Source organism: Nocardia paucivorans NBRC 100373, from assembly GCF_000308675.1.
In the GTDB taxonomy this organism is placed as follows: Bacteria; Actinomycetota; Actinomycetes; order Mycobacteriales; family Mycobacteriaceae; genus Nocardia; species Nocardia paucivorans.
Genome location: NZ_BAGE01000036.1, coordinates 1 through 25,044 on the forward strand (window position 1 = coordinate 1; position 25,044 = coordinate 25,044).

The following is a 25,044-nucleotide window of genomic DNA, read 5'->3' on the forward strand; positions in this document are numbered from 1 at the left end:
ACGATAGGGGACCCCTCACCGGGTCCCCTATCGTCGTTTATGCACTGTTTCGCCGTGTGGGCCGGCCGCAGCGGCGGCTCGGGCCGGCCGTAATCTTTCACGGGCAGGACAACAGTGGAACAACTGTCGACGGCGGAGTCGGCAGATTCATGTCATTCGAGAAAGGGAACCCACCGTGCCGGAAGAGAACGACGGTCGGAAACCGTTCCGGCGTAATTCTCCCGCCCCGGGCTTCGCCCACCGCGGTGAGAACGTCGACCGGCCGGACCGTGGTAACGGTGGCAAAGACCGGGATGATCGTCGCCGTGGCGGCGGGGAACGACGGCGGGACGATTCCCGATGGTCCGAACGTGGGCGGGGCGGTCCGCGGGCCGAATCCGAGTCCGATGACCGGCGCCGCGAACGGGGACAGGGCGCTACCGGTGCGGGTGACCGGCGTGGTTTCGGCCGTAACGGTTCCTCCGCGGGTGGCAAGTCGTGGAGCCGAAACGACGAAGGACGGTCCGGAGATCGGTGGAATACGGCCCGCCCGGAGCGCGCCGGGGGCGATCGGGGCCGTTTCGAGGACCGCGGTGACGCGGGAACCCGTGGGGCCGGACGGAGCGAGGATCGGCCGCGACGTAGTGACAGCGGAAGCAGGGACGGCGGACCACGTGGTGACCGCGGCGCGGGCGGATCATGGAGCAGGCGAGACCGGGAAGAGGATCGGCCGCGGCGGGAAACCGGCCACCGGGACGACAACCGCGGTGCGGGTGGGCGTCCACCGTTCGGTGGTGAGCGAAAGGAACGTGACGGACAACCGCGGCGTCGCGGAGGTGAAGGAAGCGGTCGTGGTTTCGATCGTCGGCCGCCGCGCCCCGATGAACCGGATCTGCCGGACGAGGTCCAGGCAAGTGATCTCGACTCCTCGATTCGCCGGGATCTGCTCAGCCTGGACAAGAACAACGCCGAAACCGTCGCCCGCCATCTGGTGATGGCGGCGCAGCTACTCGACGACGACCCCGCGCTCGCCTTGGCGCATGCGCGCGCCGCCCGGCAGCGCGCCGGCCGAATCGCGGTGGTGCGGGAGACCGCCGGAGTGGTCGCCTACCACGCCGGGGAATGGGCCGAGGCATTATCGGAGCTGCGCACCGCGCGACGGATGGCCGGCGGGTCCGGGTTGCTCGCCGTAATGGCCGATTGCGAACGTGGCCTGGGCCGGCCGGAGCGAGCCATCGAAATCGGTCGCAGCGAGGAGGGCCGCGCCCTGCAAGGCGACGAGGCCACCGAGTTGCGGATCGTTGTCGCGGGTGCCCGAATGGATCTCGGGCAGTACGACCAGGCCGTGGTCACCCTACAGACGCCGGAGTTGAATCCGGCGCGGACCGGTTCGACGGCCGCGCGCCTCTTCTACGCCTACGCCGACGCCCTCGTCGCGGCCGGTCGCACCGATGAGGGGCTGACCTGGTTCCTCAACGCGGCGGCGGCGGATCTGGAGGGAGAGACCGATGCGGAGGAACGAGCGGCGGAACTGACCGGCGAACAGTGAAGGTGGCGCCCCGGATGCGCCGACGCTCCCTCGTTCGGGTCGGCGGTCGATGACCTGTGCAGTGGGGAGCGCTGCGCTGTGGGGTGGGGATCGTCTGCTCGGATCCGGTGCGGTGATATCGCTGCGCCGGAACGATCCGGGACGGTCCCCGAACCGCGCCGTCGGGGCGGCGCAATCGAACAGGGAAGTGGAGTGACGAATGCGGCTGCGGGATCGATACCGGGCGCTGTTACTGGATCTGGACGGGACGCTGTACCGCGGGGACGCGGTGATCGAGGGCGGACCCGAGGCGCTGACCGGCGGTGATCAACGGCTGGTGTATGTGACCAACAACGCCAGCCGGGGGCCCGGGGCGGTTGCCGCACATCTGGCGAAGCTCGGGTACACGGCAACCGCCGACGATGTGGTCACCAGCGCGCAGGCCGCGGCCCGGCTGTTGGCCGAGCGGCTGAACAGCGGCGCCGAGGTGTTGGTTGTGGGATCCGAGGATCTGGCGGCGGAGGTGCGGGCCGTGGGATTGTGTCCGGTGCGGCGGTTCGACGAAATCGCGCCCGCGGCGGTGGTCCAAGGGCATTCGCCGAACACCGGGTGGCCGGATCTGGCCGAGGCGTGTTATGCGCTGCGCGCCGATGCGCTGTGGGTGGCCGCCAATACCGACCGGACGCTGCCGAACGAACGGGGTCTGGCCCCCGGTAACGGCGCCATGGTGGCCGCGTTGCGGGCCGCGTCGGACCGGGAACCGGTGGTGGCGGGCAAACCGTATCCGCCGCTGCTCGAGGACGCTTTGCGACGGGCGGGTACTCGGGAGGCGCTGGTGATCGGTGATCGGCTCGACACCGATATCGAAGGGGCAGAGGCGGTATCGGTGGATTCGCTGATGGTGCTCACCGGAGTCGGCGCCTTGGCAGAACTGGCCGGTCTGCCGGACGAACACCTGCCGACCTACGTCGCGGAGACACTGGATGCGCTCAACCACCCGCCGGTGGTGGGGGAGAGCGCCGATCCCGCCGCTATCGAACGGGGACTGCGGGAGAATCCCGGTCGGGCGGTGACGGTTCGCGCGGTGCGTTCCGTTATCCGATAGCGTTGAACCCACGATGAGTACCTCAACACCCCGTCCGAATCCGCCCGTCCCGGCTCGGTCCGGAGTTCCGTTGCCCGGCCATCATCTGCCCGGGGCGCAGTCGACCGGTATGCCGGCCGATCCGGAACGGATCCGAGCCGAGGTCGACGAGCTGTTGGCCGAGCTCGACTCCCGAACGGATACCGCCGGCGCCGATACCTTCGGCAACGATCTCGCTCGGCGCGCGCACATCCTGGAACAGGCCCACGACGTGCTGGCCCAGGCCTTGTCCACCGTGGACAAGATCTGAGGTGGCCAGGCGCGCGCGAGTGGACGCCGAACTGGTTCGGCGTGGATTGGCGCGATCGCGCGAGCACGCGGTCGAGCTGATCGGGGCCGGTCGCGTCCTGATCAACGGCACCGTTGCGGTGAAACCGGCGACCGGGGTCACCGCCGACACCCCGCTGGTGGTACGTGAACAGGCCGATGAGGTGTCGTGGGCATCACGCGGTGCGCACAAACTGCTCGGCGCCCTCGAGGCGTTCGAACCGCACGGGCTCACGGTCGCGGGGAAACGCTGTCTGGACGCCGGCGCCTCGACGGGCGGGTTCACCGATGTGCTGCTGTCGCGGCAGGCGCGGGAAGTGGTGGCCGTCGATGTCGGCTACGGGCAGTTGGTGTGGCGGTTGCGCAACGACGAGCGGGTGCGGGTTTTCGACCGCACCAATGTTCGCAATCTCACCGCGGCGGCGATCGGCGGGACGGTGGAGCTGGTCGTCGCGGATCTGTCGTTCATCTCGCTGGGGCTGGTGCTGCCAGCGTTGGCCGACTGCGCCGCCCCGGGGGCGGATCTGCTGCCGATGGTGAAGCCGCAGTTCGAGGTGGGCAAGGAGCGAGTAGGCTCCGGCGGTGTGGTGCGCGATCCGGAATTGCGCGCCGAAGCGGTGCGCACGGTGGCGGCGTCCGCCGCGGAACTGGGACTGCGAACCATGGCGGCGGTGGCCAGTCCGCTGCCGGGGCCGTCCGGGAATGTCGAATACTTTCTGTGGCTGCGCCGCGACGGATCCACCGACTACGACGGTGACCGGGTCGCGGCTCTGGTCGAACGCGCGATCGAGGAGGGGCCGCGGTGAACGCGACGGCGGGCGGGGCCGGTCCACGGGAGATCCTGCTGGTCGCGCATCCGGGCCGGGCCGAGATCATCGAGACCGCGCATCGGGTGGCCAAGATCTGCGCCGATGCCGGGATCGTGCTGCGAGTGCTCGCCGACGAGGCGTACAGCACGCGCTTCGACACCGGCGTCGAAGCCGGTGCGGACCCGGTGCGGGTGGTGGATCACGAGCCGGAGGCGGCGCGGGATTGCGAGATGGTGCTGGCTCTCGGTGGGGACGGAACGTTCCTGCGGGCAGCGGAACTGGCCCGTACCGCCTCGGTGCCGGTGCTCGGCATCAATCTGGGTCGGATCGGGTTCCTCACCGAGGCCGAGGCCGAGAACCTGGACGAGGCCCTGGCCCAGGTGGTGCGGGGCGATTACCGCGTCGAACAGCGGATGACGCTCGATCTTTGTGTGCGCGTCGACGACGAGGTCGTCGAACGAGGCTGGGCCCTCAACGAGGCCAGTATCGAGAACGCCGTCCGGATGGGGGTCCTCGAGGTGGTGCTCGAGGTGGACGGGCGGCCGGTGTCGTCCTACGGTTGCGACGGGATACTCATCGCCACCCCGACCGGATCCACCGCGTATGCGTTCTCCGCCGGCGGACCGGTGGTGTGGCCGGAATTGGAAGCGTTGTTGGTTATTCCGAGTAATGCGCATGCGTTGTTCGCGCGACCCCTGGTGACCAGCCCCGAGTCCCGGATCGCGGTCGAATCCGTTGCCACCGGCCACGATGCGATAGTTTTCCTGGATGGCAGGCGCACTCTCGCATTGCCGCGAGGCGGCCGAGTGGAAGCGGTCCGCGGTGCCGAGCCGGTGCGCTGGGTGCGGTTGGATTCCGCGCCGTTCGCCGACCGGATTGTGCGCAAGTTCGAGTTGCCGGTGACAGGCTGGCGTGGCCGACGGGAGGGCACACGTGCTGACAGAGATACGGATTGACGGCCTGGGTGTCATATCCACTGCTACCGCGCAATTCCACGAGGGTTTGACGGTGCTCACCGGGGAGACCGGTGCGGGTAAGACGATGGTGGTCACCAGTCTGCATCTGTTGAGCGGAGCGCGTGCCGATGCGGGGCGGGTGCGGCTGGGTGCGTCGAAGGCGGTGGTGGAGGGCCGGTTCACCCTCGAGGGGGTGAACGCCGTCGCTCGCGCCGAGGCGGAGCAAGTATTGGAAGCGGCGGCCGCCGAACCCGACGACGACGGCAGTATCATCGCGATCCGCACCGTGAACAGTGACGGGCGTTCGCGCGCGCATCTGGGTGGCCGTGGGGTTCCCGCCTCGGTATTGGCCGATTTCACCGCCGGTCTGCTGACGGTGCACGGGCAGAACGATCAGTTGCGGTTGCAGCGTCCCGAACAGCAGTTGAGCGCATTGGACCGTTTCGCCGCCGAAAGCGTCGGGCCGCTGTTACAGGAATATCAGGAGCAGCGCCGCGTTTGGTTGGATGCGCGTACCGAACTGTTGGAACGTACCGCGCGCAGTCGGGAATTGGCGTTGGAGGCCGAGCAGCTCACCCGGTCGCTCGCCGAAATCGACGCCATCGCACCCGAACCCGGGGAGGATGAGCGCCTGGTCGCGGAGATCCGTCGGCTCAGTGATCTGGATTCGTTGCGGTCCGCGGCCGCCACCGCGCACGACGCCCTGGCAGGGCCCGCCGACAGTCCGGGGGAGGGGGCGGGGGCATTGGATGTGCTGGGGGTGGCGCGTTCTCGGCTCGAGAGCGCCGAGGATCCGGAACTGGCCGCGATGGCTCCGCGTTTGGGGGAGGCGATCGCGGTGGTGGTGGATCTGAGCACCGAGCTGAGTCGTTATCTGTCGGATCTGCCGTCCGATCCGGGGGCATTGGATTCGATGTTGACCCGGCAGGCCGAACTGAAATCGTTGACGCGTAAATACGCCGCCGATATCGATGGGGTGATCGCATGGGCCGATGAGGCGCGCACCCGGTTGGCGTCGCTGGATGTTTCGGAGGAGGCACTGGCCGCGCTGGCGGCGGAGGTGGACCGTGCCGCCGATCGGGTGCGGGCCGCGGCGGTGAAACTGTCCGCGGCGCGGACCGAGGCGGCAGACCGGCTCGCCGATGCGGTGAGCGCGGAGCTGAACGGGCTGGCCATGGGGAATGCGCGGCTCGAGGTGGAGGTGCGGCCGATGCCCGCGGGGCCGCAGGATTCGGCGCCGTTGCTCGTGGACGGGGTGGAGTTGCATGCCGGCGCGACCGGGGTGGACGAGGTTGAGTTCCGCTTGGCGGCGCATTCGGGGGCGCAGTCGCTGCCGTTGAGCAAGAGCGCATCCGGCGGTGAGCTGTCGCGGGTGATGTTGGCGCTGGAAGTGGTGCTGGCGGGTTCCGAACACGGGGTGACCATGGTGTTCGACGAGGTGGACGCCGGTGTCGGTGGTCGGGCGGCGGTGGAGATCGGCCGTCGGTTGGCGCGGTTGTCGCGTACGCATCAGGTGATCGTGGTGACACATCTGCCGCAGGTCGCCGCATTCGCCGACACCCATCTGGTGGTGAACAAGTCCGATGAGAGCGACGGCACGGTCAATTCCGGGGTGCGGGCGTTGACCAATGACGAGCGGGTGGTGGAGTTGGCCCGGATGCTGGCCGGTCTCGACGACACCGAAACCGGGCGGGCACATGCCTGGGAGCTGCTGAACATCGCTCGGGCCGAGCGGATGACGGCCGGTAATTCGCTCTGAGGGGTATCCGACCGGTTCGGGGTGTGTGGCCGGGTGCGGGCCCGGGGCGCCGATCGGGCGCACAACCCGCTCGGCGCCTTTTCCGTTGTCGACTGCGGATATCTGTCAGCGAACGGCCTTGTGGGCCGCGGTGATGAACTGGCCGATGAGGCCGCGCAGACCGGCTTCCAGGACCTTGGCCGGAACGGGCAGCTTCGGCTCCGATTCCATGGTGTAGGAGACGCGGGTGCCGCCTTCGGCGTCGGCGAAGGTGATGATGCCGACGTGCCGTTTCACCGGTGCGCCCTTGACGATCTTGTATTCCATCCGTTCGCCCGGCACCAGGTTGGTGATCTCCTCGGTGACCCCGACCGGGCCGATGCCGATCTGGTGTCGCGCACCGACGCCTTCGCGTTCGGTCAGCCCCTCTTTGACGAGTTTGACCTGGACCGGGATGTAGGGGTTGATGCTCTCGCGGTCGGCGAACAGTCGGTACACGGTCTCGCGCGGGGCGGCGATGACGGCATCGACAGTGGTGCTGGCCATAGAGTCTCCTCGATCGAACGTAGCTGTGATCGGCAGCATACGTGTCGGGTCGGAGCACCCGTAACGGAGAGTGACGGATATCCACCCGGCCGACCGCGGGGCATGGTCGGTGGTTCCGTGGCGGTGACCGGTTTCCGTCGAGTGCGAGTGAGGGGATCTGCGGTGTCCGAGAGGGTTTCGTGTTCGTTTCGGGTTTCACGGTGCGAGTGGAATCGGTAGCCAGAAGATAGCCGCATGTCCGATGTGGGTGTGATGAATCGGGTTTCGTTCGTGCTCTGTGTTGCCTCGGGAGGTGAATTCCTCGCGCCGATCGGTCATCGGACCAGTTCAACCGCTGTGGGCGTTGATCGCGCCTGCCTCGGTGTGCGGCGCGCCTCCACCGTTGCGGAAAGGTTTGCCGACATTATCTGGCCATGAGAATGCCGGCATTGTTGTCCAAGCACACCGAGACGCTGCCCGGTCGGACCGGGACCGCCCGGGTCGACCGCAACACCCGGCGGCTGTTGGACCGGGTCGGGCCGGGTGATATCGCGGTGATCGATGAGATGGACCTGGATCGGGTCACCGCCGACCGGCTGGTCGCGGCCGGGGTGGTCGCGGTGATCAACACCTCGCCCTCCATTTCCGGGCGCTATCCCAATCTGGGGCCGGAACTGTTGGTGAGCAATGGGATTCAACTGCTGGACACGGTGAGCAGCGATGCCTTCGGCAAGATCAAGGATGGCGCCCGGATCCGAATCGACCGCGGTGTGGTCTACGCCGACCGGTCGCTCAAGAAGGAGCCGGAAGTTCTGGTCGAAGGAATCGAACTGGACGCCGCCGCCGTCGCCGAACGCATGCGAGAGGCGCGCAGCGGACTTGCCGACCATCTGGCGGCGTTCGCCGGTAACACTGTCGAATTCATCCACACCGAGGCCGGTCTGCTCATCGACGGTATCGGGGTTCCTGATGTGGATGTGGACATGCGCGGCCGGCATGTGGTGGTGGTCGGCGACGGACCCGGCCACGAGAACGACCTGAAACGGCTCAAACCGTTCCTCAAGGAGTATGTGCCGATCCTGATCGGGGTCGGGCGCGGTGCCGACACCTTGATGAGACGTGGGTACCGACCGGACCTGATCGTCGGGGATCCGGAGGAGATCACCGGTAAAACCCTACGTTCCGGGGCCGAGGTGATTCTGCCCGCCGATACCGATGGGATGGCCAAGGGGCTGGAACGGATCCAGGATCTCGGTATCGGCGCGACCACCTTCCCGTCCTCGGGTTCGCCCGCGGATCTGGCGCTGTTGTTGGCGCATCACCACGGGGCGTCGCTGATCGTCACCGCGGGTGCGGCGGCCTCGTTGGACGAGTTCTTCGACCGGGGGCGACGGGAGAGCAGTCCGGCGACCTTCCTGACCCGGTTGAAGGTGGGGCATATGCTCATGGACGCGTCCGCGGTCGCCACGCTGTACCGCAACCGGGTATCGGGCACCGTCATCGCCCTGCTGGTTCTGGCGGCGTTGCTCGCGGTGATCGTGGCGGTGCCGGCGGCGCACGGCGGCAGCGAGGTGTTGGACTGGTTCGTCGAGCTGTGGACCCGGGCGCAGGCGTGGCTGGTGGCGCTGTGGGGGGATATCCGGCGGTGATCTCGATACGGCATCACACGGCCTCGCTCGTGGCCGTTTTCCTGGCGCTGGCGGTCGGCGTGGTGCTCGGCGCACAAACCTTCGCGGCGGACATGTTGTCGGGACTGCGCTCGGACAAGGCGGATCTACAGGACCGGCTCGATACGGAGCGGGAGCGCAACGCCGCCCTGTCAGATCGGATCGACAGCGCCGAGACGTTCGTCACCCGGGCGGCGGATCGGATTCTCGCGGGCACATTGACCGACCGCAGCGTGCTGGTGTTCACCACCCCCGACGCCGTGCCGGCCGATGTCGACGGAGTGCTCGAGGTATTGCGGACCGCGGGTGCCGAGATCACCGGCCGGATCGCGCTCACCGAGTCGTTCGCCGCCGGTTCGGCGGGTGACCGGATGCGGACCGCGTTGACGAACATCATTCCGGCCGGGGCCCGGTTGCGGCCCGAAGCGGTCGACCAGGGCAGTCTCGCCGGGGATCTGTTGGGGCTCGTGCTCCTGCTCGACCCGGCGAACCGGCAACCGCGCAGCACGCCGGAGGAATTGCGGCTGGCGCTGGAAACCCTGCGCGGTGGTGGTTTCCTCGACTACGGAAACGGTGGGGTTGAATCGGTGCGGCCCGCTCAGACTGCCGTGATCGTCGGTGGTGGGGGGACGCGCACCGGTGGGGAGGTGATCGCCCGGTTCGCGGGCGCGCTGCGGGAACGCGGTTCGGCGGTGGTGGTGGCGGATCGCACGGCGGCGACCGAGGCCGCCGGGCCGTTGGCGGTGATCCGTTCCGATGCCGCTCTGGCCGCAGCGGTGAGCACCGTCGACAACCTCGACCGCGGTATCGGTCGGGTCACCACCGCCTTGGCATTGTCCGAGCAGCTCACCGGACGCGCCGGGCGATACGGCACCGGAGAGCAGGCAAGCGCCCTCACTCTCGCCGCGGTACCGGAACCGGGAACGGGCCCGGCAATCGCGGAGCGATCGAGTGGCTAACCAGGAGTGGCACGCATTGTCCGGTCGATTCCGTGTTACCGTGAAGACCCGTGGGTCAAACACGGATTCAGGCGCGCACGGCCACCAAACACATTTTCGTCAGCGGTGGCGTCGCCTCCTCGCTCGGTAAGGGTCTCACCGCCTCCAGCCTCGGCCAGTTGCTGACCGCGCGGGGTTTGCGGGTCACCATGCAGAAACTGGACCCGTATTTGAACGTCGATCCCGGCACCATGAATCCGTTCCAACACGGTGAGGTCTTCGTCACCGAGGACGGCGCCGAGACCGACCTCGATGTCGGGCACTACGAGCGTTTTCTCGATCGGGACCTGTCCAAGGACGCCAATGTCACCACCGGTCAGATCTACTCCTCGGTGATCGCCAAAGAGCGTCGCGGTGAATACCTGGGCGATACGGTGCAGGTCATCCCGCATATCACCGATGAGATCAAGGCGCGCGTCATGGCCATGCGCGGTCCGGATCTGCAGGGGCAGGAACCGGATGTGGTGATCACCGAGATCGGCGGTACGGTCGGTGATATCGAATCCCAGCCCTTCCTGGAGGCCGCGCGTCAGATCCGGCACGATGTGGGGCGCGACAATGTGTTCTTCCTGCATGTGTCGTTGGTGCCGTATCTGGCGCCGTCCGGGGAACTCAAGACCAAGCCCACCCAGCATTCGGTGGCCGCGCTGCGCAGTATCGGCATCCAGCCCGACGCGCTGATCCTGCGTTGCGACCGCGATGTTCCGGAGGGACTCAAGAGCAAGATCGCGCTCATGTGCGACGTGGACGTCGACGCCTGTATCTCCACCCCTGATGCTCCGTCCATCTACGACATTCCGAAGGTGCTGCACCGCGAGGGTCTCGACGCCTATGTGGTGCGCAAGCTGGGTCTGCCGTTCCGGGATGTGGACTGGACGGTATGGGGTGATCTGTTGGAACGGGTGCACGCACCACGGGAGACGGTGGAGGTCGCGCTCGTCGGTAAATACGTGGACCTGCCCGATGCCTATCTGTCGGTCACCGAGGCGCTGCGGGCGGGTGGATTCGCCAATCGGGCGAAGGTGAGCATCCGTTGGGTGCGTTCCGACGACTGCGAGACCCCGGCGGGGGCGCAGGCGGCGTTGCGTGACGTGGACGCGGTGCTGATTCCCGGTGGGTTCGGAATCCGCGGTATCGAGGGCAAGGTCGGTGCCATCCGCTACGCCCGCACCCAAGGGCTGCCGTTGCTCGGCCTGTGCCTGGGGTTGCAGTGCATGGTGATCGAGGCCGCTCGTTCCGTCGGGCTGGTGGAGGCCAATTCCACCGAGTTCGAACCGGATGCCGAGCACCCGGTGATCTCCACCATGGCCGACCAGAAGCTGGCGGTGGCCGGGGAGGCCGATCTGGGTGGCACCATGCGGCTCGGCGCCTATCCGGCGGTATTGGAGAAGGGATCGGTGGTGGCCCGCGCCTACGGCACCGAACATGTTTCCGAACGGCACCGGCACCGCTATGAGGTGAACAACGCCTACCGGGACAAGATCGCCACCAGCGGGCTGCGGTTCAGCGGCACCTCCCCGGACGGGCTGCTGGTGGAATTCGTCGAACTGCCCGCCGACAAACATCCGTTCTTCGTCGGCACCCAGGCCCACCCGGAGCTGAAGAGCCGCCCCACCCGTCCGCATCCGCTGTTCGTGGAGCTCATCGCGGCCGCGCTGAAATACAAGGCGGCCGAACGGCTTCCGGTCGACATCCCCGGCGAGGAACTGGCCGCAACCGCCGAGCGGGCGTCGTGACGGCGGGGCCCGAGGATCCGGCGCGGCCGGTGCCGGGCAGCCACGAGTTCGACACGGTGTCCAGCCGGACGGTGTATTCGGGGGCGATTCTGGCGTTGCGCGTGGACCGGGTCCGGATGCCCGGCGGCCGGATCGCCGAGCGCGAGGTGGTGGAACACCACGGTGCGGTGGCGGTGTGCGCGGTCGACGACAACGGTTCGGTCGTGCTGATCCGGCAGTACCGGCATCCGCTCGGTGAGCGGCTGCTGGAGCTGCCGGCCGGTTTGCTCGACGTGCCGGGGGAGGATCCCCTGGACGCGGCGCGGCGGGAACTGGCGGAGGAGACCGGTCTGGCGGCCCGTGACTGGTCGGTCCTGGTGGACGTGGCGTTGTCGCCGGGATTCACCGACGAAGCGCTGCGGGTGTATCTGGCGCGCGGTCTCCACGACACCCATCGACCGGATCCGGAGTTGGAGGAAGCCGACCTGGAACTGGTGCGGATGCCGGTGGCCGAGGCGGTGCGCGCCACATTGGCCGGACAGATCGTGAACGCCACCGCGGTGGCGGGCCTGCTCGCGTTGTCCGCCGTCGAATCGGGGAATCTCCCCCTACGGCCGGCGGACGCCCCATGGCCGGGACAGCCCACGGCCCTGCTGCGCCGTCAGGCGGCACATCGGTCCGAAGACTGACGGGGCCCGACGGTGCGGGAGGTCGATGCCTTCCTCGACCATCTGGCGGTCGAACGGGGCGCGGCGCGCAACACCCTGGCCGCCTATCGCCGGGATCTGGGTCGTTACCGGGATTTTCTGGCCGCCCGGGGGATCGTGGACCTGGAGCGGGTCACCGAGAGCGATATCGCCGAGTTCACGATGGCGTTGCGCGGGGGCGGCGAGCACCCGCCGCTGGCACCCGGATCGGTGGCGAGGGCGCTCATAGCGGTGCGCGGTCTACATCGGTTCGCGGCCGCCGAGGGGCTGGTCGGCGTCGATGTGGCCCGCGAGGTGAAACCACCCGCGCCGGGTCGGCGGCTGCCCAAGGCATTGCCCTACGAGCAGGTGCTGCGGGTTCTGGAAGCGGCCGGGGCAGATACCGGGTCCGATGGGGCGGGGGCAGCGCGGGGGCTGCGGGATCGGGCGTTGTTGGAGCTGCTGTATTCGACGGGGGCGCGGATATCGGAAACGGTGGGTCTGGATCTGGATGATCTCGACACCACCGAACGCACGGTGGTTCTCCGCGGTAAGGGGGGCAAACAGCGTCTGGTTCCGGTGGGGCGGCCCGCGTTGGCGGCGGTGGACGCCTATCTGGTGCGGGGACGGCCCGTGCTGGCGGCCCGCCGCTCCACCCGGACCGCCGGGGGCGCGGGGGCGCTGTTTCTCAATGCGCGCGGGGGACGCCTGTCCCGACAGAGCGCCTGGCAGGTGTTGCGCCGCGCCGCCGAACATGCGGGGGTCACCGCGAATGTTTCGCCGCATACGCTGCGGCACTCCTTCGCCACCCACCTCCTGGACGGTGGCGCGGATGTGCGGGTGGTGCAGGAGCTGCTCGGACACGCCTCGGTGACCACGACGCAGATCTACACCCTCGTCACGGTCGGGACATTGCGGGAGGTCTGGGCGACGGCGCATCCGCGGGCCCGATGATGTTGCTTCGGACATGTTTCGACGCCGCGGGTCTCGCGTGATATCCAGGACTCGGTAGCGTTTCGGTAACTGCCGTGCGGCGCCGCACCGAACACGCCGCACGCACGCGCGGCGCGCGAGTGCGGTCAAGCGGTAGCGTCTACCGAGAGCCGGACCGTGGCGAAAGCGAGGCCATCCCTTGTCGGTCTCGTTACGCTCGACGAGGCGACGGGCAGGAACGTATAAGGAGCAGCGGATCGTGACGACAGCCGGAGCGGCGGAATCGCCGAGGGGTGCCGGCCCGGAGCCGCTTAAGGTCGACCGGGCGGCCGTCGACCCCGACGAACGGGCCGCGTCGGTATGGGGTACGGGACCCGAACCCGTCCCCGCCGACGCCACGCTGGGACCGACCGGGCGCCCTCTGCGCCTGGTGCCCGACCCACCGCCGGCGACGCACCACGGTGACGCCTTGATCGTGGCCATGTGCAACCAGAAAGGCGGGGTCGGCAAAACCACCTCGACCATCAACCTCGGTGCCGCGTTGGCCGAATACGGGCGGCGGGTGCTGCTGGTGGATCTGGACCCGCAGGGCGCGCTGTCGGCGGGGCTCGGGGTGGCGCACCACGATCTCGAGTTGACCGTGCACAACCTGCTGATCGGTTCCCCCTGCAGTATCGATGACGTGCTCATGCAGACCAAGGTCGAGAACATGGATCTGCTGCCGAGCAATATCGATCTGTCGGCGGCGGAGATCCAGCTCGTCAACGAGGTGGGGCGGGAGCAGTCGCTGGGCCGGGCGTTGGAACCGGTGCGCGGGAACTACGACTACATCCTCATCGACTGTCAGCCGTCACTGGGTCTGCTCACCGTGAACGCGCTCGCCTGCTCCGACGGGGTGATCATCCCGATGGAATGCGAGTACTTCTCGTTGCGTGGGTTGGCGCTGCTCACCGATACCGTGGAGAAGGTGCGCGCTCGGATCAACAACCGGTTGAGCCTGTACGGCATCCTGGTCACCATGTTCGATGCCAGGCTGCTGCATTCTCGCCAGGTGATGGCGCGGGTGGTGGAGGTGTTCGGCGATCTGGTGTACGACACCGCGATCGCGCGTACCGTGCGCTTCCCCGATGCCAGTGTCGCCGGCGAGCCGATCACCACCTGGGCGCCGAGGTCCGGGGGAGCCGAGGCGTATCGGGCGATGGCGCGGGAAGTCATTCACCGGTCGGGCCGGTGAGCGGGGAACGCGACCCCGCACCGACCACCGAAACGCCCGCCGAACCCACCCCGGTCCCGAGCACCGAGTCGGAGCGCCCGGGTGGTTTCCATCTGCGGCTGAGCAATTTCGAAGGGCCGTTCGACCTGCTGTTGACGCTGATCTCCCAGCGACGGCTGGATGTGACCGAGGTGGCCCTGCATCAGGTCACCGACGAGTTCATCGCCTACACCAAGGCACTGACCGCCGGGTTGACGCAGCAGGGAACGCTACGGGCCGACAAGATCCTGGACCAGACCACCGAATTCCTGGTGGTCGCCTCCACTCTGCTGGATCTGAAGGCGGCGCGGCTGCTGCCCTCCGGGGAGATGACCGACGCCGAGGACCTGGAACTGTTGGAGGCACGTGACCTGCTGTTCGCCCGCCTACTGCAGTATCGGGCGTTCAAACAGGTCGCCGAACTGCTCGGGGAACTGGAGGCGGCGGCTCTGCGCCGGTATCCGCGGGCGGTCGCGCTGGAAGAGCGATACGCCGGTCTACTGCCGGAGGTTACCCTCGGAGTTGATGCGGCCGGTCTCGCCGAGATCGCCGCGGCGGCGTTTCGGCCCCGGCCCGTGCCCAAGGTGGGATTGGACCATCTGCATGCACATGCGGTGTCGGTGGCCGACCAGGCCGCGATCGTATTGGACATGCTCAAACAGCGCGGGCCGGGTGGCTGGACGAGTTTTGCCGAGCTCGTGGCCGGCTGCTCGGAACCGATCGAGATCGTGGCGCGGTTTTTGGCATTGCTCGAGCTCTACCGCGGCAGGGCGATCGAGTTCGACCAGCCCGATCCGCTGGGGCCGCTCGCGGTGAGTTGGACCGGGGAGGAACCCGGGGCGGGCGCCGCGGCGCCGATGACTATCGAAGAGGATTACGGATGACCGAAACAGTGTCGAGGTCGGCGCCCGGTTCGTCGGGCGCTCCCGGATCGTTCGGTGAACCCGAACCGCTCGACGACGATGAACTCCGTTCCGCCCTGGAGTCGATGCTGCTCGTGGTGGACAGTCCGGCCCCCGTCGAACAACTCGCCGCCGCCCTGGACGATTCCGCCGAACGGGTGGAACGGGTATTGCGGGAGATGTCGGCGGAACTGACCGCCCGGCGCAGCGGAATCGACCTGCGTTTCGTCGGCGACGGTTGGCGCTTCTATACTCGCAACGAGTACGCGCCGTATGTGGAGCGGATGCTGCTCGACGGCGCTCGGACGAGGTTGACCAGGGCCGCGTTGGAAACCTTGGCGGTGGTGGCATATCGTCAGCCGGTGACCCGAGCCCGGGTGAGCGCGGTGCGCGGGGTGAACGTCGACGGTGTGATGCGCACCCTGTTGGCCAGGGGCCTGATCGCCGAGGCGGGTACCGACCCGGAAACCAACGGCACGCTCTATCGCACCACCGAACTGTTCCTGGAGCGGATCGGTTTGGCGTCGTTGAGCGATCTGCCTCCGCTGGCGCCGCTGCTACCGGGCGTCGACCTGATCGATGAGATCAACGAGAGCCTGGAAACGGACCCCCGTTACACCAGGCTGCGCAAACCCGCCGAGGACGATCTCGACCTCGGCGCCGAGGACTGACAGGACGAACACACGTGAATACCTCCGCTCGCCGAGATGGCACACCGGAACGAAGAAGACGAGGCGAGGAGCCCGGCGCGGGTCGCCGTGGCGTTGCGCGCGAAGGACGGGACGGCCGACGCGGTGCCCGGGACACCCAGCGCAGCGGCCGCGATGTACGGGCCGCCGGCGCCGCGTCGCGTCGCACGGGTGCGCCCCAGCCCCGCTCGGGCGCCGGGAAACCGGCCGGATCGAAGCGGCGGGCCGGTGGGCCGCCGCAGCTGAGCAATGCCAAACCGGCCCGACACCAGAATGTGGAACCGGCCGAACCCACCCACACCAAACTGCCCTGGGGGGAGGGCGAGCGGCTGCAGAAGGTACTGGCCAAGGCCGGTGTCGCCTCCCGTCGGGCGGCCGAGGAGCTGATCGCTCAGGGCCGGGTCGAGGTGGATGGGATCATCGTCCGCGAGCAGGGGCTGCGCATCGATCCGTCGCGGGCGGTGGTGCGGGTCGACGGCACCCGGGTGGTGGTGCGCGACGAGCTGGTGTATCTGGCGCTCAACAAGCCCAAGGGCTGGCAGTCGACCATGTCCGATGATCTCGGTCGTCCCTGCGTCGGCGATATCGTCGCCGAGCGGGTGGCGGCCGGACAGCGACTGTTCCATGTAGGGCGACTGGACGCCGACACCGAAGGTCTGCTGCTGCTGACCAACGACGGTGATCTCGCGCACCGGCTCATGCATCCGTCGTACCGGATATCCAAGACCTACCTGGCGACCGTGCACGGTGAGGTGCCGCGTTCGGTGGGCAAGACCCTGCGCGAAGGGGTGAAACTCGAAGACGGTCCCGCGGCGGCGGACCGGTTCCAGGTCCTGGAGCTGGGCGAGGGCCGATCACTGGTGAAGGTGGTGCTGCACGAGGGCCGCAAGCACATTGTGCGCCGACTGTTGGACGCGGTCGGGCATCCGGTGATCCGGCTGGTGCGCACCCATATCGGCCCGGTGGCGCTGGGCGAGCAACGGCCGGGCACGCTGCGGGTGCTCGGCCGCGACGAAATCGGCAAACTCTATGAGGCGGTGTCTTTGTGAACGGTGTGGAGATTCCGGTCGAGATCCCCGGACAGCTGTCCGGGACGGGACCGTTGACCATCGCCATGGACGGTCCCTCGGGAACCGGTAAATCCAGTGTGTCGCGCCGGTTGGCGGCGCGACTGGGCGCCGCCTATCTCGATACCGGTGCCATGTATCGGGTCGCCACCCTGCAGGTGCTGCGCGCCGGGATCGATCCGGCCGATCCGGCGGCGGTGACGGCGGCGGTCAAGGAACTGCCGCTGCGTATCGGCACCGACCCGGAACGGGAAACGATCGAACTGGACGGCGAGAACGTCGCCGCCGAGATCCGCGGTGGGGCGGTGACCGCGGCGGTGTCCGCGGTCTCGGCCGTGCCGGAGGTGCGGGAACTGTTGGTGGCGCTGCAGCGCGAGATCGTGGCCGGGGCCGGACGCATCGTGGTCGAAGGGCGCGATATCGGCACCGTCGTACTGCCCGACGCCGACGCCAAGATCTATCTGACCGCCTCGGCGGAGGCGCGCGCGTGGCGCCGCAACCAGCAGAACATCGCCGAGGGTCGAGGCGACGACTACGCCGGGGTGCTCGCCGATGTGCAGCGACGGGACCGGCTCGACTCGACCCGCGCGGTGTCGCCGCTGCGGCCGGCCGCCGACGCGGTGCTGGTCGACACCAGTGAACTGACCATGGACGAGGTCATCGAGGAGCTGTATCGCGTGGTGGCGCGACAGATTTCGGCGAGAAACCGGGGAGTGGGCGAATGAGCGCGGACACGACCGGCGACGTGCTCGCCGGGGACGGCGTATGGAGCGAAGAATCCGAGTGGGAGATCACGGATTTCGCGGGCGATCCGGAAGTGGCCGATCAGGTGCCGATGCCCACGCTGGCGGTGGTCGGCCGTCCGAATGTGGGTAAATCGACCCTGGTGAACCGGATCCTGGGTCGCCGTGAGGCCGTGGTGGAGGATGTTCCCGGGGTGACCCGCGACCGGGTCACCTATGAGGCGAGCTGGGCGGGGCGCCGGTTCCTGGTGCAGGACACCGGCGGGTGGGAGCCGGACGCCAAGGGGTTGCAACAGTCGGTGGCGCGGCAGGCCGAACTGGCCATGCACAGCGCCGACGCGATCCTGTTCGTGGTGGACGCCGTCGTCGGCGCCACCGCCACCGACGAGGCCGCGGTGAAGGTGCTGCGACGGGCGAAGACCCCGGTGATCCTGGTGGCGAACAAGGTCGACGACGAACGCCTGGAAGCGGACGCGGCCGCGCTGTGGTCGCTGGGCCTGGGCGAGCCACGGATGGTGTCGGCCGCGCACGGTCGGGGCACCGGGGATCTGCTCGACGATGTGCTCGAGGTGCTGCCGGAGACGCCGCGCGACCGTGGTCGCGGTCCCGGACCGCGACGGGTGGCGCTGGTCGGCAAACCGAATGTGGGCAAATCCAGTCTGTTGAACAAGCTCACCGGCGATGAGCGGTCGGTGGTGCACGATGTCGCGGGCACCACCGTCGACCCGGTCGATTCACTGGTCGAGCTGGGCGGCAAGGTGTGGCGGTTCGTCGACACCGCCGGGTTGCGGCGCAAGGTGACCACCGCCGGCGGCACCGAGTTCTATGCCTCGCTGCGCACCAGAGCGGCGCTGGAGGCGTCCGAAGTGGCCATCATGCTCATCGACGCGTCCCAGCCGATCACCGAACAGGATCTGCGGGTGATCGGCATGGTCGCCGATTCCGGCCGGGCATTGGTGCTGGCGTTCAACAAATGGGATCTGGTCGACGAGGACCGGCGCCTGCAGTTGGAGTGGGAGGTGGACCGCGAGCTGGTGCGGGTGCCGTGGGCGCAGCGGGTCAATGTTTCCGCGCAAACGGGACGAGCGGTGCAGAAACTGGTGCCCGCCATGGAAACCGCCCTGGAGTCCTGGGACAAACGCATCCCGACCGGACGGTTGAATGCCTGGTTGAAGGAAGTTGTCGCCGCCACCCCGCCGCCGATGCGCGGCGGCCGGCTGCCACGCGTACTCTTCGCCACCCAGGCCGGTACCCGTCCCCCTACGTTCGTGCTGTTCACCACCGGTTTCCTGGAGGCGGGATATCGACGGTTCCTGGAGCGGCGGCTGCGGGAGGAGTTCGGTTTTGCCGGTTCGCCCCTGCGAATATCGGTGCGGGTACGGGAGAAGCGTCCCCGGAAATAGCATGTGAGCGGCGACACCCCTCCCGTGCGGTGGGCCACCGATTGAACCTGTTCGCGCCGGGTATGCGCCCGGTATCGAGCGAACAACCGATTGGTCGGAGGTAAAAGACGTGGCCGAACAGAAAAGTGGTCCCCAGGAGGGTCTGGAAGGCGCTGTGGAGGGCGCGAAAGGCAAGGCCAAGGAGGTCGCCGGCGCGGTCCTCGGCCGGGAGGGGTTGCGCCAGGAGGGCCGGACCCAACAGGACAAGGCCGAGGCCCAGCGGACCGCTGCCCAGAAGGAAGCGGAGGCCGAGAAGGCACGCGCGGAGGCCGAGGTGGACGAGCATCGGCAGCGTGCCCAGCAGGACACCCCGCAGTAGTGGGAGACGTTTTTCTCCCGTTACCGCGGTAAGGGCGGACTCGCTCATATGAACTCGAATGGCGACCATCCATGGATGGTCGCCATTCGAGTGTCGGGACCGGATCGGATCGCGTCGCCGCTTCACCCGATCCGGGTACCGGCGGGGTCGGGCAGGCCGGCACCGGTTCTCCGGTTCGGTTCCGTCGAGGCCGTGGCGGCGGCTGTCGGGGCCGGATCGGTCGGCGCGAGGGGCGGGGGTTCGACCACCGGGTGCGAGCGGGCCGGGGTGGTCGTCATGCCGTACGAATGTACGGCGAAGTGTTCGTCGGAAGCGGTTTGCGGCACCGCGACGGACGCGGCGGCCCCACCCGCGACGAACTCCGCGGCGGTCGAGACCGCGCGTAATACCGCCCACTCGGTGTCGATACCCATGGCCAGGGCGGTCGCCACGGCCCCGGAGAACCGCTCACCCGCGCCGCAGGTGTCACCGCCGAATCCCACCCGCAATTCGATGGGCACCGAAATATGCCGGGGTTCGTTCGGACCCGGTCGGTGCAGCACGGCGCCCTCGGCGCCCAGGGTGATCGCGACGGCGTCGGCCGACCACCGTTCGGCGAGCTCTCGGGCCCGATCGCCGAATCCCGACTCCGTCGGAACCAGCCGCTCCGCCTCGGCCCGATTGAGGACGACCAGGGCAGCGCCCGGCACCGGATCGGGACCGCGCGGGTGCGGGTCCCAGACCAGCGGAGTCCGTGCCGCATGGCTCGTCAGCAGGGCGCGCAGTTGCGGATGGTCCGCGGTTCCGCGGCCGTGGTCCGACACCAGGATCGCATCGGCCGCCTCCAGGGCGGTGCGCACCGCGTCGGGCAGCGGACCGTCGGTGACCCGGCCGGCGCCGGAATCCAGCCGGGTGATCGGGGTGAGCATTTCACGTCCACCCGGGCCGGCCCACGGGCCGATGGCGCGCACTCGTTCCGTGCACACCGTTTCCCCGGTGAGCGGTAGGGCGACGATATCGATCGTCGTGCCCGAGCGGGATGGAATGGTCGGGGCGCTACCGTACGGCGTGATCCCGTCCAGTAGCGCACGTAACCGACGCCCCGGTTCGTCGTCCGCGAAACCGCCGATCAGAACGGTTGCGGCGCTCTCGGGAACGGTCAGTAGCGCCGCCAGCCCGGCGCCGCCGGGACGGTGCGCCCGCCCCACGACATCCACCACCGGCACGGCCGCATCCGGGCTGCGACGGTCGGCGCGGCCCTCGATCTCGATATCGAGGAAGACGTCACCGACCACCACCACGCGACCGGGCGGCGTCGCCCCGGTCATGGACGCACCTCCAACACCTCGTCCATCGCGGTGCACGGCGCATGGACCGATACGAGACGCCTCTCCCGCATCGGGGAGACCTCGGCCTCCTCGAACGTGACGGTGTCGCCGCAGAGGGTGGTCGGCGGATTCGGCACCGACCCGGTGAGTATTCGGGCGGGTATCCCGATCTCCTGCTCGGTTCCGGTGGTGGTATCGACGCCGGCGCCCCTGGCGGGTAGGGCCGTCCGTAGATCGACAGACCGCCCGTGGCCGCGAGGTTGTCGGACGAGCATTTTCTCGGACCCGTGACCGTCGAGGCCGGTCGGGGCGTCGAAGGTCTCGGCGTGCCACGTGAGCGCCGACAACCGTGGGCGTTCACGATGAAGTCGTTTCGTGAGCTCGGCGTTCGGATACCGGGCCTCGGCCGCGTCGCCGCTGTCATCGTGGGTGGAAGGTGTGCCGCTGTGTCGGTGTATTCGCGCCGATCGATCGCCCCGGATGCCCGTGCGCGCGCAAGCGGGGTGCGGGTGGTCGCCCGATGTGGTGGCCGGTGCCCCGTCGTGCTTCGCCGGCCCGGTGATATCGGGTCGGCGGGAACGGGTGGGGTTGTCCGATGCGTCCTTGGTACTCACAGTGGTTGTTCCTTCCTCTGCGCGTCCCTGAGGGAAAGGCTCACCGCCGCGGTGAGACCGGGACGACCATGGCGTGTCGTTCGATAAGGGCGTTTCGCCCGCCCGGATACGCGAGGTGGACATCCGGACCGTTGCGGTGCGGTCACCAGCGCCACCCCGACACGGCAACCGGCGTCGCCGATCACCACGCACCGGTACGGCTCGGCTCCGAACGCGTCGGTAACGGCGAGCCTCGGACCCATCCGTCGTCTCGGCCATGGGCACCTGCCGGGACGACGGGATCGGGCGATTTCCCGCCCCGCACCAACCCGGCGGTCGGTGGTCCGGCGTGATTCGACCCGCCGCCCGCCGGGCCGGTTGTCCACCCCTTCGGTCCGTACTACCGCATGATGCGGTCGGGAATACGCGCCCGGAATCGGACGGACCGGGTACGGGTGGGATGGGCGGGAGATATCGGTGATCGGGGTATGGCCACGATCGAACAGGACCGCGGCGGGACGGGATTGTGGTAAGCGGAGCCCGACGAGGTCGCAGTTCCTGCTCATGCGGGTGTGATGCCCGAGGGGCGGTATTTGAAACCGCCTTCTCGCTACTTCTTGTCCACTCGGTTACCGAATCGTCCAGGGAAATCGACGAGTCACTCCACCGTCTTCGCCCTGGCGGCCCGTTCGGGTGTGGATACCCGGGATCGGGCGGTCCCGTCAGGGGCACACATTCGGCAGGTCTCGGCCCCGCGGCCGGACTGTCCGACGGCCGCCGACGTGGCGCGCGGCCGGGTTCGGCCATATGGTCGTCGCCGCGGTGTCGTCCATTCGGCGACAGCCCCGACAAGGCGGGTCACGACCGTACCGGTCGCGCTGCCGCGAGTTCGGTGAGCAGCCGATTCCAGCGGTCGAGGAACCTTTCGATCCCGAAATTGGCGTGCGCCCAATGCCGCGCCGCCCTACCTGCCACCTCGGCGAAGAACGGTTCGTGCACGAACTGCCGGATGCCTTCGGCCAGGACCTCCGGTTCCGTCGATATCACCCCGGCATCGGTCGGGATGGATACGGGCACCTCGGTGGTGCCCACCGCCACGATCGGCATACCGAGGTACATCGCCTCGATCACCGACAGGCCGAGCGAGGTCCACCGCGGGGTGTGCACGAATACACGACGCCGGGCCAGTTCGACGTGGAGATGCTGCTGGTCGTGATCACCCGCGCCGTACACCCGTTCGGCGGTGGTGCCCACGGCCCGATGCAGGTTTTCGGTGTCCTTCCCGAACACGTCGATCGGCGCCGCCTGCGACAGCGGAACGAGCAGGTCGGTGCCGGTGATCCGCCACCGCCGCACCGGTTCGTTGATGATGGCCGCCGCCCGCGGTAGTTCACCGTTGTAGCGATGCCCCGGGTCGCGTACACCGTGCGGGATCACCGTGACCGGCGCCCGCCCGTTGTCCCACATCAATCGGTTGAACTGGGTGACGTGGACCAGCAGGATATCGGAGCGGTCCGCCAGTGGATGCCGGCTCAGCGCGGCATGCTCGCGGGGAGTGTCGTGCTCGACGTACACCGCCGGCAGGTCGACGCCCGGTGTCCGACCCGACCATTCCCGTGTCAGCTCCAGCTCCCGGGGGCGTTGCAGGACCACGACGTCGATGTGTTCGTGGGACAGCTCGCTCGGCGCGACCTCGCGGGCGGTATCCGGCCACGGTCGGTCGCACCGGCCCAGCGCCCATTCGTTGCTTCGCGGGTGTTGCGGGTCGGTGGGCAGCAGATAGTTGTGTCCGCCCTGGACGAACGAGGTCATCCAGGAGCTGTGCACATGCCAGATGAGCACATTCAACGGACGCCTGTCCGGGGTGGACCGGTTCGCTGCAGCCTCCATGGGCGGCGTATTCCCCCGAATCGCGCTCCGAAACGGGACCGTGGGATCGGGCGGTCGTGTGCTCATCCGGTGAACACCCCCGCATCGTGCATCCGCCGCTGCCCGTTGTGGTGCGGGGACAACTCGTACACCGCGAAGGCGGTGCGGATGACCGGTTGGGCGACATTGCGGACCCGGATACCGCCGGGGGTGGTGCCGCGTTCGGTGCCGGCGTGCGCGTGCCCGTGGACGGCGAGGTCGACCCGATGCTCGTCGATGGGTTCGCCCAACAGGTACGAACCCAGGAACGGATAGATCTCGCGGGGTTCGCCGTGCAGGGTGTCGCTCACGGGGGCGTAATGGGTGAGCGCGATGGTGATATCGGCGTCGAGGCCGGACAGCGCCCGGTCCAGGGTCCGGGCCAACTCGAGGGTGTGTCCGGCGAATTCGCGCATCAGCGGTTCCCCGAACACGCTGGCGCACTTACCGGCGAAACCGCCACCGAAACCTTTCGTCCCCGCGACACCCAGGGTCCGGCCGTCGATGTCGATCGTGGTGGCGGTGCCCTCGAGCACGGTGATCCCGCTCGATTCGAGTATGTCGACCATCCGGGACTCGGCGTCGCTGTGGTAGTCGTGGTTGCCGAGCACCGCGACCACCGGAACGCCGATATCCGCGAATTCGGTGGCCACCACCTCGGCCTCGGCCGGGGAGCCGTGTCTGGTCAGGTCACCGGCCAGCAACAGCACATCGGCTCGGTCCGGTAGTTCGCGCAGCGCGGGCCGCAGCAGCCCGCGCGAATCGGTACCCAGGTGGATGTCCCCGACCGCCGCGATCCGCATCCGCCAACTCCTTTCGCTTGCCTGTGTTCACCGGAGGTCTTCGCTGCCTTCCGGGCAGGGCACCCCGATGACGTGGACATCGTTGTGGATTCGCGCGTCCGGCAGGAGCTCGTGCACCACGTCTTCCAGCGCGTTCCGCCGCTGCACCGTGCTCACCTCGCCGTCGAGCGCCACCACGTCCCCGCGGATACGCACCCGCACCCCCTGTTCCGCGGTGCGCGGGTCCTCCGCCAGGGCGCGGTGCAGTTCGGCGGCCACGTATTCGGGTGGACGGTTCCTGAACCGAGCGGAGATATCGGGCATCTACTCCACCTTTCCTGGGGGCGCCGCCGGCGCCGGTCGTGCGGACTTTCGAGGTGCGTCGTCCGTCGCCCGGGTGTCGGCGATACCGAGGTCGTCGATCAGGCCGAGAAACGCCCGCGCATAGGGCGAATGCTCCGTCTGCGCGCGTACCGACGGCCAATTCACCTGTTCGCGCAGGTCTCGGCATATACGCAGCAGTGGGCTGAGATCGAGCCGATGGGCGTCGAAGACCAGCAGCTTGTCGACCAACAGGTCGGTGGCGTCCACCACGGGCGCCACCGTGGGGCCGACCCGCATGACCTCGGCGCGATCCAGTAGCGCGTCGTCGACCTCCCGGTTGTTGGGGCGGTGGATGATATCGATCAGGGTGTTGCCGTCGTATGCCTTGGTCAGCCAATCTTCGGCGGCGTCGGCGATCCGCAGCCCCGCCTTGGCCAGTTCGCTGCGGGCGCGGGGGCTGTCCTCGGGTTTGACGAACAGGTCGACGTCATGGTCCGACGGTGGCCCGCCGCGCGCGTACACCGCGCAGCCACCCGCGACCGCGAAACGGATCCCGTTATGGGTCAATGCGTTCGCGGCGCGAGTCAGGGCATGCAGCAGCTGCTCGTTGGTCGGAACCATATCGGGCGGCTACCCGCAACCGTAGCCGCTAATCATGTCGACCGATCGGGTTCCTGCGTCGGGAATGGGACGGTCCGGCCGGCCCCGCGCACGGCCGGTCCGTTTCATGGCGCACGAACGGTTTCCGCGTTCGAGGGCCGGGAGGTCGGC

25 protein-coding genes are annotated in these 25,044 nt (G+C 68.4%); 18 read left to right on the plus strand and 7 right to left on the minus strand.

Annotated elements, in window-relative coordinates:
• Window positions 1–175: 175 nt before the first annotated feature.
• The 6 genes from ON32_RS30795 (at window position 176) to recN (ending at window position 6,442) form a co-directional block, all read left to right on the plus strand.
• On the plus strand, window positions 176–1,528 hold the full coding sequence (locus tag ON32_RS30795; RefSeq protein ID WP_373284284.1) for a hypothetical protein: 1,353 nt from the start codon (window positions 176–178) through the stop codon (window positions 1,526–1,528).
• 199 nt (window positions 1,529–1,727) lie between these two features.
• Complete coding sequence (locus tag ON32_RS08965; RefSeq protein ID WP_040790375.1) at window positions 1,728–2,612, plus strand: HAD-IIA family hydrolase; 885 nt, start codon at window positions 1,728–1,730, stop codon at window positions 2,610–2,612.
• Window positions 2,613–2,625: 13 nt separating this feature from the next.
• Entirely contained in the window at window positions 2,626–2,901 is a 276-nt protein-coding gene (locus tag ON32_RS08970) for a hypothetical protein (RefSeq protein WP_051133034.1), read from the plus strand.
• A gap of 1 nt (window position 2,902) precedes the next feature.
• Complete coding sequence (locus ON32_RS08975; RefSeq protein ID WP_040790377.1) at window positions 2,903–3,724, plus strand: TlyA family RNA methyltransferase; 822 nt, start codon at window positions 2,903–2,905, stop codon at window positions 3,722–3,724.
• Complete coding sequence (locus ON32_RS08980; protein WP_040790378.1) at window positions 3,721–4,683, plus strand: NAD kinase; 963 nt, start codon at window positions 3,721–3,723, stop codon at window positions 4,681–4,683. The genes ON32_RS08975 and ON32_RS08980 overlap by 4 nt, the downstream gene beginning before the upstream one ends.
• On the plus strand, window positions 4,661–6,442 hold the full coding sequence (recN, locus tag ON32_RS08985; protein WP_040790400.1) for a DNA repair protein RecN: 1,782 nt from the start codon (window positions 4,661–4,663) through the stop codon (window positions 6,440–6,442). Before ON32_RS08980 ends, recN begins: the two co-directional genes overlap by 23 nt.
• Window positions 6,443–6,547: 105 nt before the next feature.
• On the opposite strand, the gene ON32_RS08990 is transcribed toward recN, so the two are convergent.
• Entirely contained in the window at window positions 6,548–6,967 is a 420-nt protein-coding gene (locus ON32_RS08990; RefSeq protein ID WP_040790379.1) for an SRPBCC family protein, read from the minus strand.
• A gap of 413 nt (window positions 6,968–7,380) precedes the next feature.
• Between ON32_RS08990 and steA the strand changes: the two genes are divergently transcribed.
• The 12 genes from steA to mbp1 all read left to right on the plus strand — a co-directional run bounded on the left by steA (window position 7,381) and on the right by mbp1 (window position 19,359).
• Entirely contained in the window at window positions 7,381–8,595 is a 1,215-nt protein-coding gene (gene steA, locus ON32_RS08995) for a putative cytokinetic ring protein SteA (protein ID WP_040790380.1), read from the plus strand.
• Window positions 8,592–9,572, plus strand: coding sequence for a copper transporter (locus ON32_RS09000; protein WP_051133041.1), 981 nt, complete (start codon window positions 8,592–8,594; stop codon window positions 9,570–9,572). Before steA ends, ON32_RS09000 begins: the two co-directional genes overlap by 4 nt.
• A 50-nt stretch (window positions 9,573–9,622) precedes the next feature.
• Complete coding sequence (gene pyrG / locus ON32_RS09005; protein WP_040790381.1) at window positions 9,623–11,347, plus strand: CTP synthase; 1,725 nt, start codon at window positions 9,623–9,625, stop codon at window positions 11,345–11,347.
• Window positions 11,344–12,015, plus strand: a complete 672-nt coding sequence (locus ON32_RS09010) for an NUDIX domain-containing protein (protein WP_373284285.1) — start codon at window positions 11,344–11,346, stop codon at window positions 12,013–12,015. The genes pyrG and ON32_RS09010 overlap by 4 nt, the downstream gene beginning before the upstream one ends.
• A 12-nt stretch (window positions 12,016–12,027) precedes the next feature.
• A complete protein-coding gene (xerD, locus tag ON32_RS09015) occupies window positions 12,028–12,966 on the plus strand; it encodes a site-specific tyrosine recombinase XerD (protein ID WP_040790382.1) in 939 nt (312 codons plus the stop codon).
• A gap of 379 nt (window positions 12,967–13,345) precedes the next feature.
• Window positions 13,346–14,179: a ParA family protein gene (locus tag ON32_RS09020; RefSeq protein WP_245550902.1), complete on the plus strand. Its 834-nt coding sequence runs from the start codon at window positions 13,346–13,348 to the stop codon at window positions 14,177–14,179.
• Window positions 14,176–15,081 carry a segregation and condensation protein A gene (locus tag ON32_RS09025; RefSeq protein WP_040790384.1) on the plus strand — a complete coding sequence of 302 codons (906 nt, stop codon included), beginning with the start codon at window positions 14,176–14,178 and terminating at the stop codon, window positions 15,079–15,081. The genes ON32_RS09020 and ON32_RS09025 overlap by 4 nt, the downstream gene beginning before the upstream one ends.
• Entirely contained in the window at window positions 15,078–15,770 is a 693-nt protein-coding gene (scpB, locus tag ON32_RS09030; RefSeq protein WP_051133035.1) for an SMC-Scp complex subunit ScpB, read from the plus strand. The genes ON32_RS09025 and scpB overlap by 4 nt, the downstream gene beginning before the upstream one ends.
• A gap of 14 nt (window positions 15,771–15,784) precedes the next feature.
• Window positions 15,785–16,837, plus strand: a complete 1,053-nt coding sequence (locus ON32_RS09035) for a pseudouridine synthase (RefSeq protein ID WP_083874245.1) — start codon at window positions 15,785–15,787, stop codon at window positions 16,835–16,837.
• A 65-nt stretch (window positions 16,838–16,902) separates the two neighbouring features.
• Window positions 16,903–17,580, plus strand: a complete 678-nt coding sequence (cmk, locus tag ON32_RS09040) for a (d)CMP kinase (protein ID WP_040790405.1) — start codon at window positions 16,903–16,905, stop codon at window positions 17,578–17,580.
• A complete protein-coding gene (gene der / locus ON32_RS09045) occupies window positions 17,577–19,001 on the plus strand; it encodes a ribosome biogenesis GTPase Der (RefSeq protein WP_040790385.1) in 1,425 nt (474 codons plus the stop codon). The genes cmk and der overlap by 4 nt, the downstream gene beginning before the upstream one ends.
• 109 nt (window positions 19,002–19,110) lie before the next feature.
• A complete protein-coding gene (gene mbp1, locus ON32_RS09050; RefSeq protein ID WP_040790386.1) occupies window positions 19,111–19,359 on the plus strand; it encodes a microaggregate-binding protein 1 in 249 nt (82 codons plus the stop codon).
• Between the two features lie 122 nt (window positions 19,360–19,481).
• Here mbp1 and ON32_RS09055 read toward each other — a convergent pair whose 3' ends face one another.
• The 6 genes from ON32_RS09055 to ON32_RS09080 all read right to left on the minus strand — a co-directional run bounded on the left by ON32_RS09055 (window position 19,482) and on the right by ON32_RS09080 (window position 24,894).
• On the minus strand, window positions 19,482–20,666 hold the full coding sequence (locus ON32_RS09055; protein WP_051133036.1) for a PfkB family carbohydrate kinase: 1,185 nt from the start codon (window positions 20,664–20,666) through the stop codon (window positions 19,482–19,484).
• Window positions 20,663–21,280: a phosphoheptose isomerase family protein gene (locus tag ON32_RS09060; RefSeq protein ID WP_040790387.1), complete on the minus strand. Its 618-nt coding sequence runs from the start codon at window positions 21,278–21,280 to the stop codon at window positions 20,663–20,665. The genes ON32_RS09055 and ON32_RS09060 overlap by 4 nt, the downstream gene beginning before the upstream one ends.
• A gap of 837 nt (window positions 21,281–22,117) precedes the next feature.
• Window positions 22,118–23,149 (minus strand): glycosyltransferase, encoded by a 1,032-nt coding sequence (locus ON32_RS09065; RefSeq protein WP_083874246.1) that lies wholly within the window; start codon window positions 23,147–23,149, stop codon window positions 22,118–22,120.
• 62 nt (window positions 23,150–23,211) lie between these two features.
• Complete coding sequence (locus tag ON32_RS09070; protein ID WP_040790388.1) at window positions 23,212–23,970, minus strand: metallophosphoesterase family protein; 759 nt, start codon at window positions 23,968–23,970, stop codon at window positions 23,212–23,214.
• Between the two features lie 27 nt (window positions 23,971–23,997).
• Window positions 23,998–24,273 carry a BON domain-containing protein gene (locus ON32_RS28770; RefSeq protein WP_051133037.1) on the minus strand — a complete coding sequence of 92 codons (276 nt, stop codon included), beginning with the start codon at window positions 24,271–24,273 and terminating at the stop codon, window positions 23,998–24,000.
• Window positions 24,274–24,894: a nucleotidyltransferase family protein gene (locus ON32_RS09080; protein WP_051133038.1), complete on the minus strand. Its 621-nt coding sequence runs from the start codon at window positions 24,892–24,894 to the stop codon at window positions 24,274–24,276.
• Window positions 24,895–25,044 lie beyond the last annotated feature (150 nt).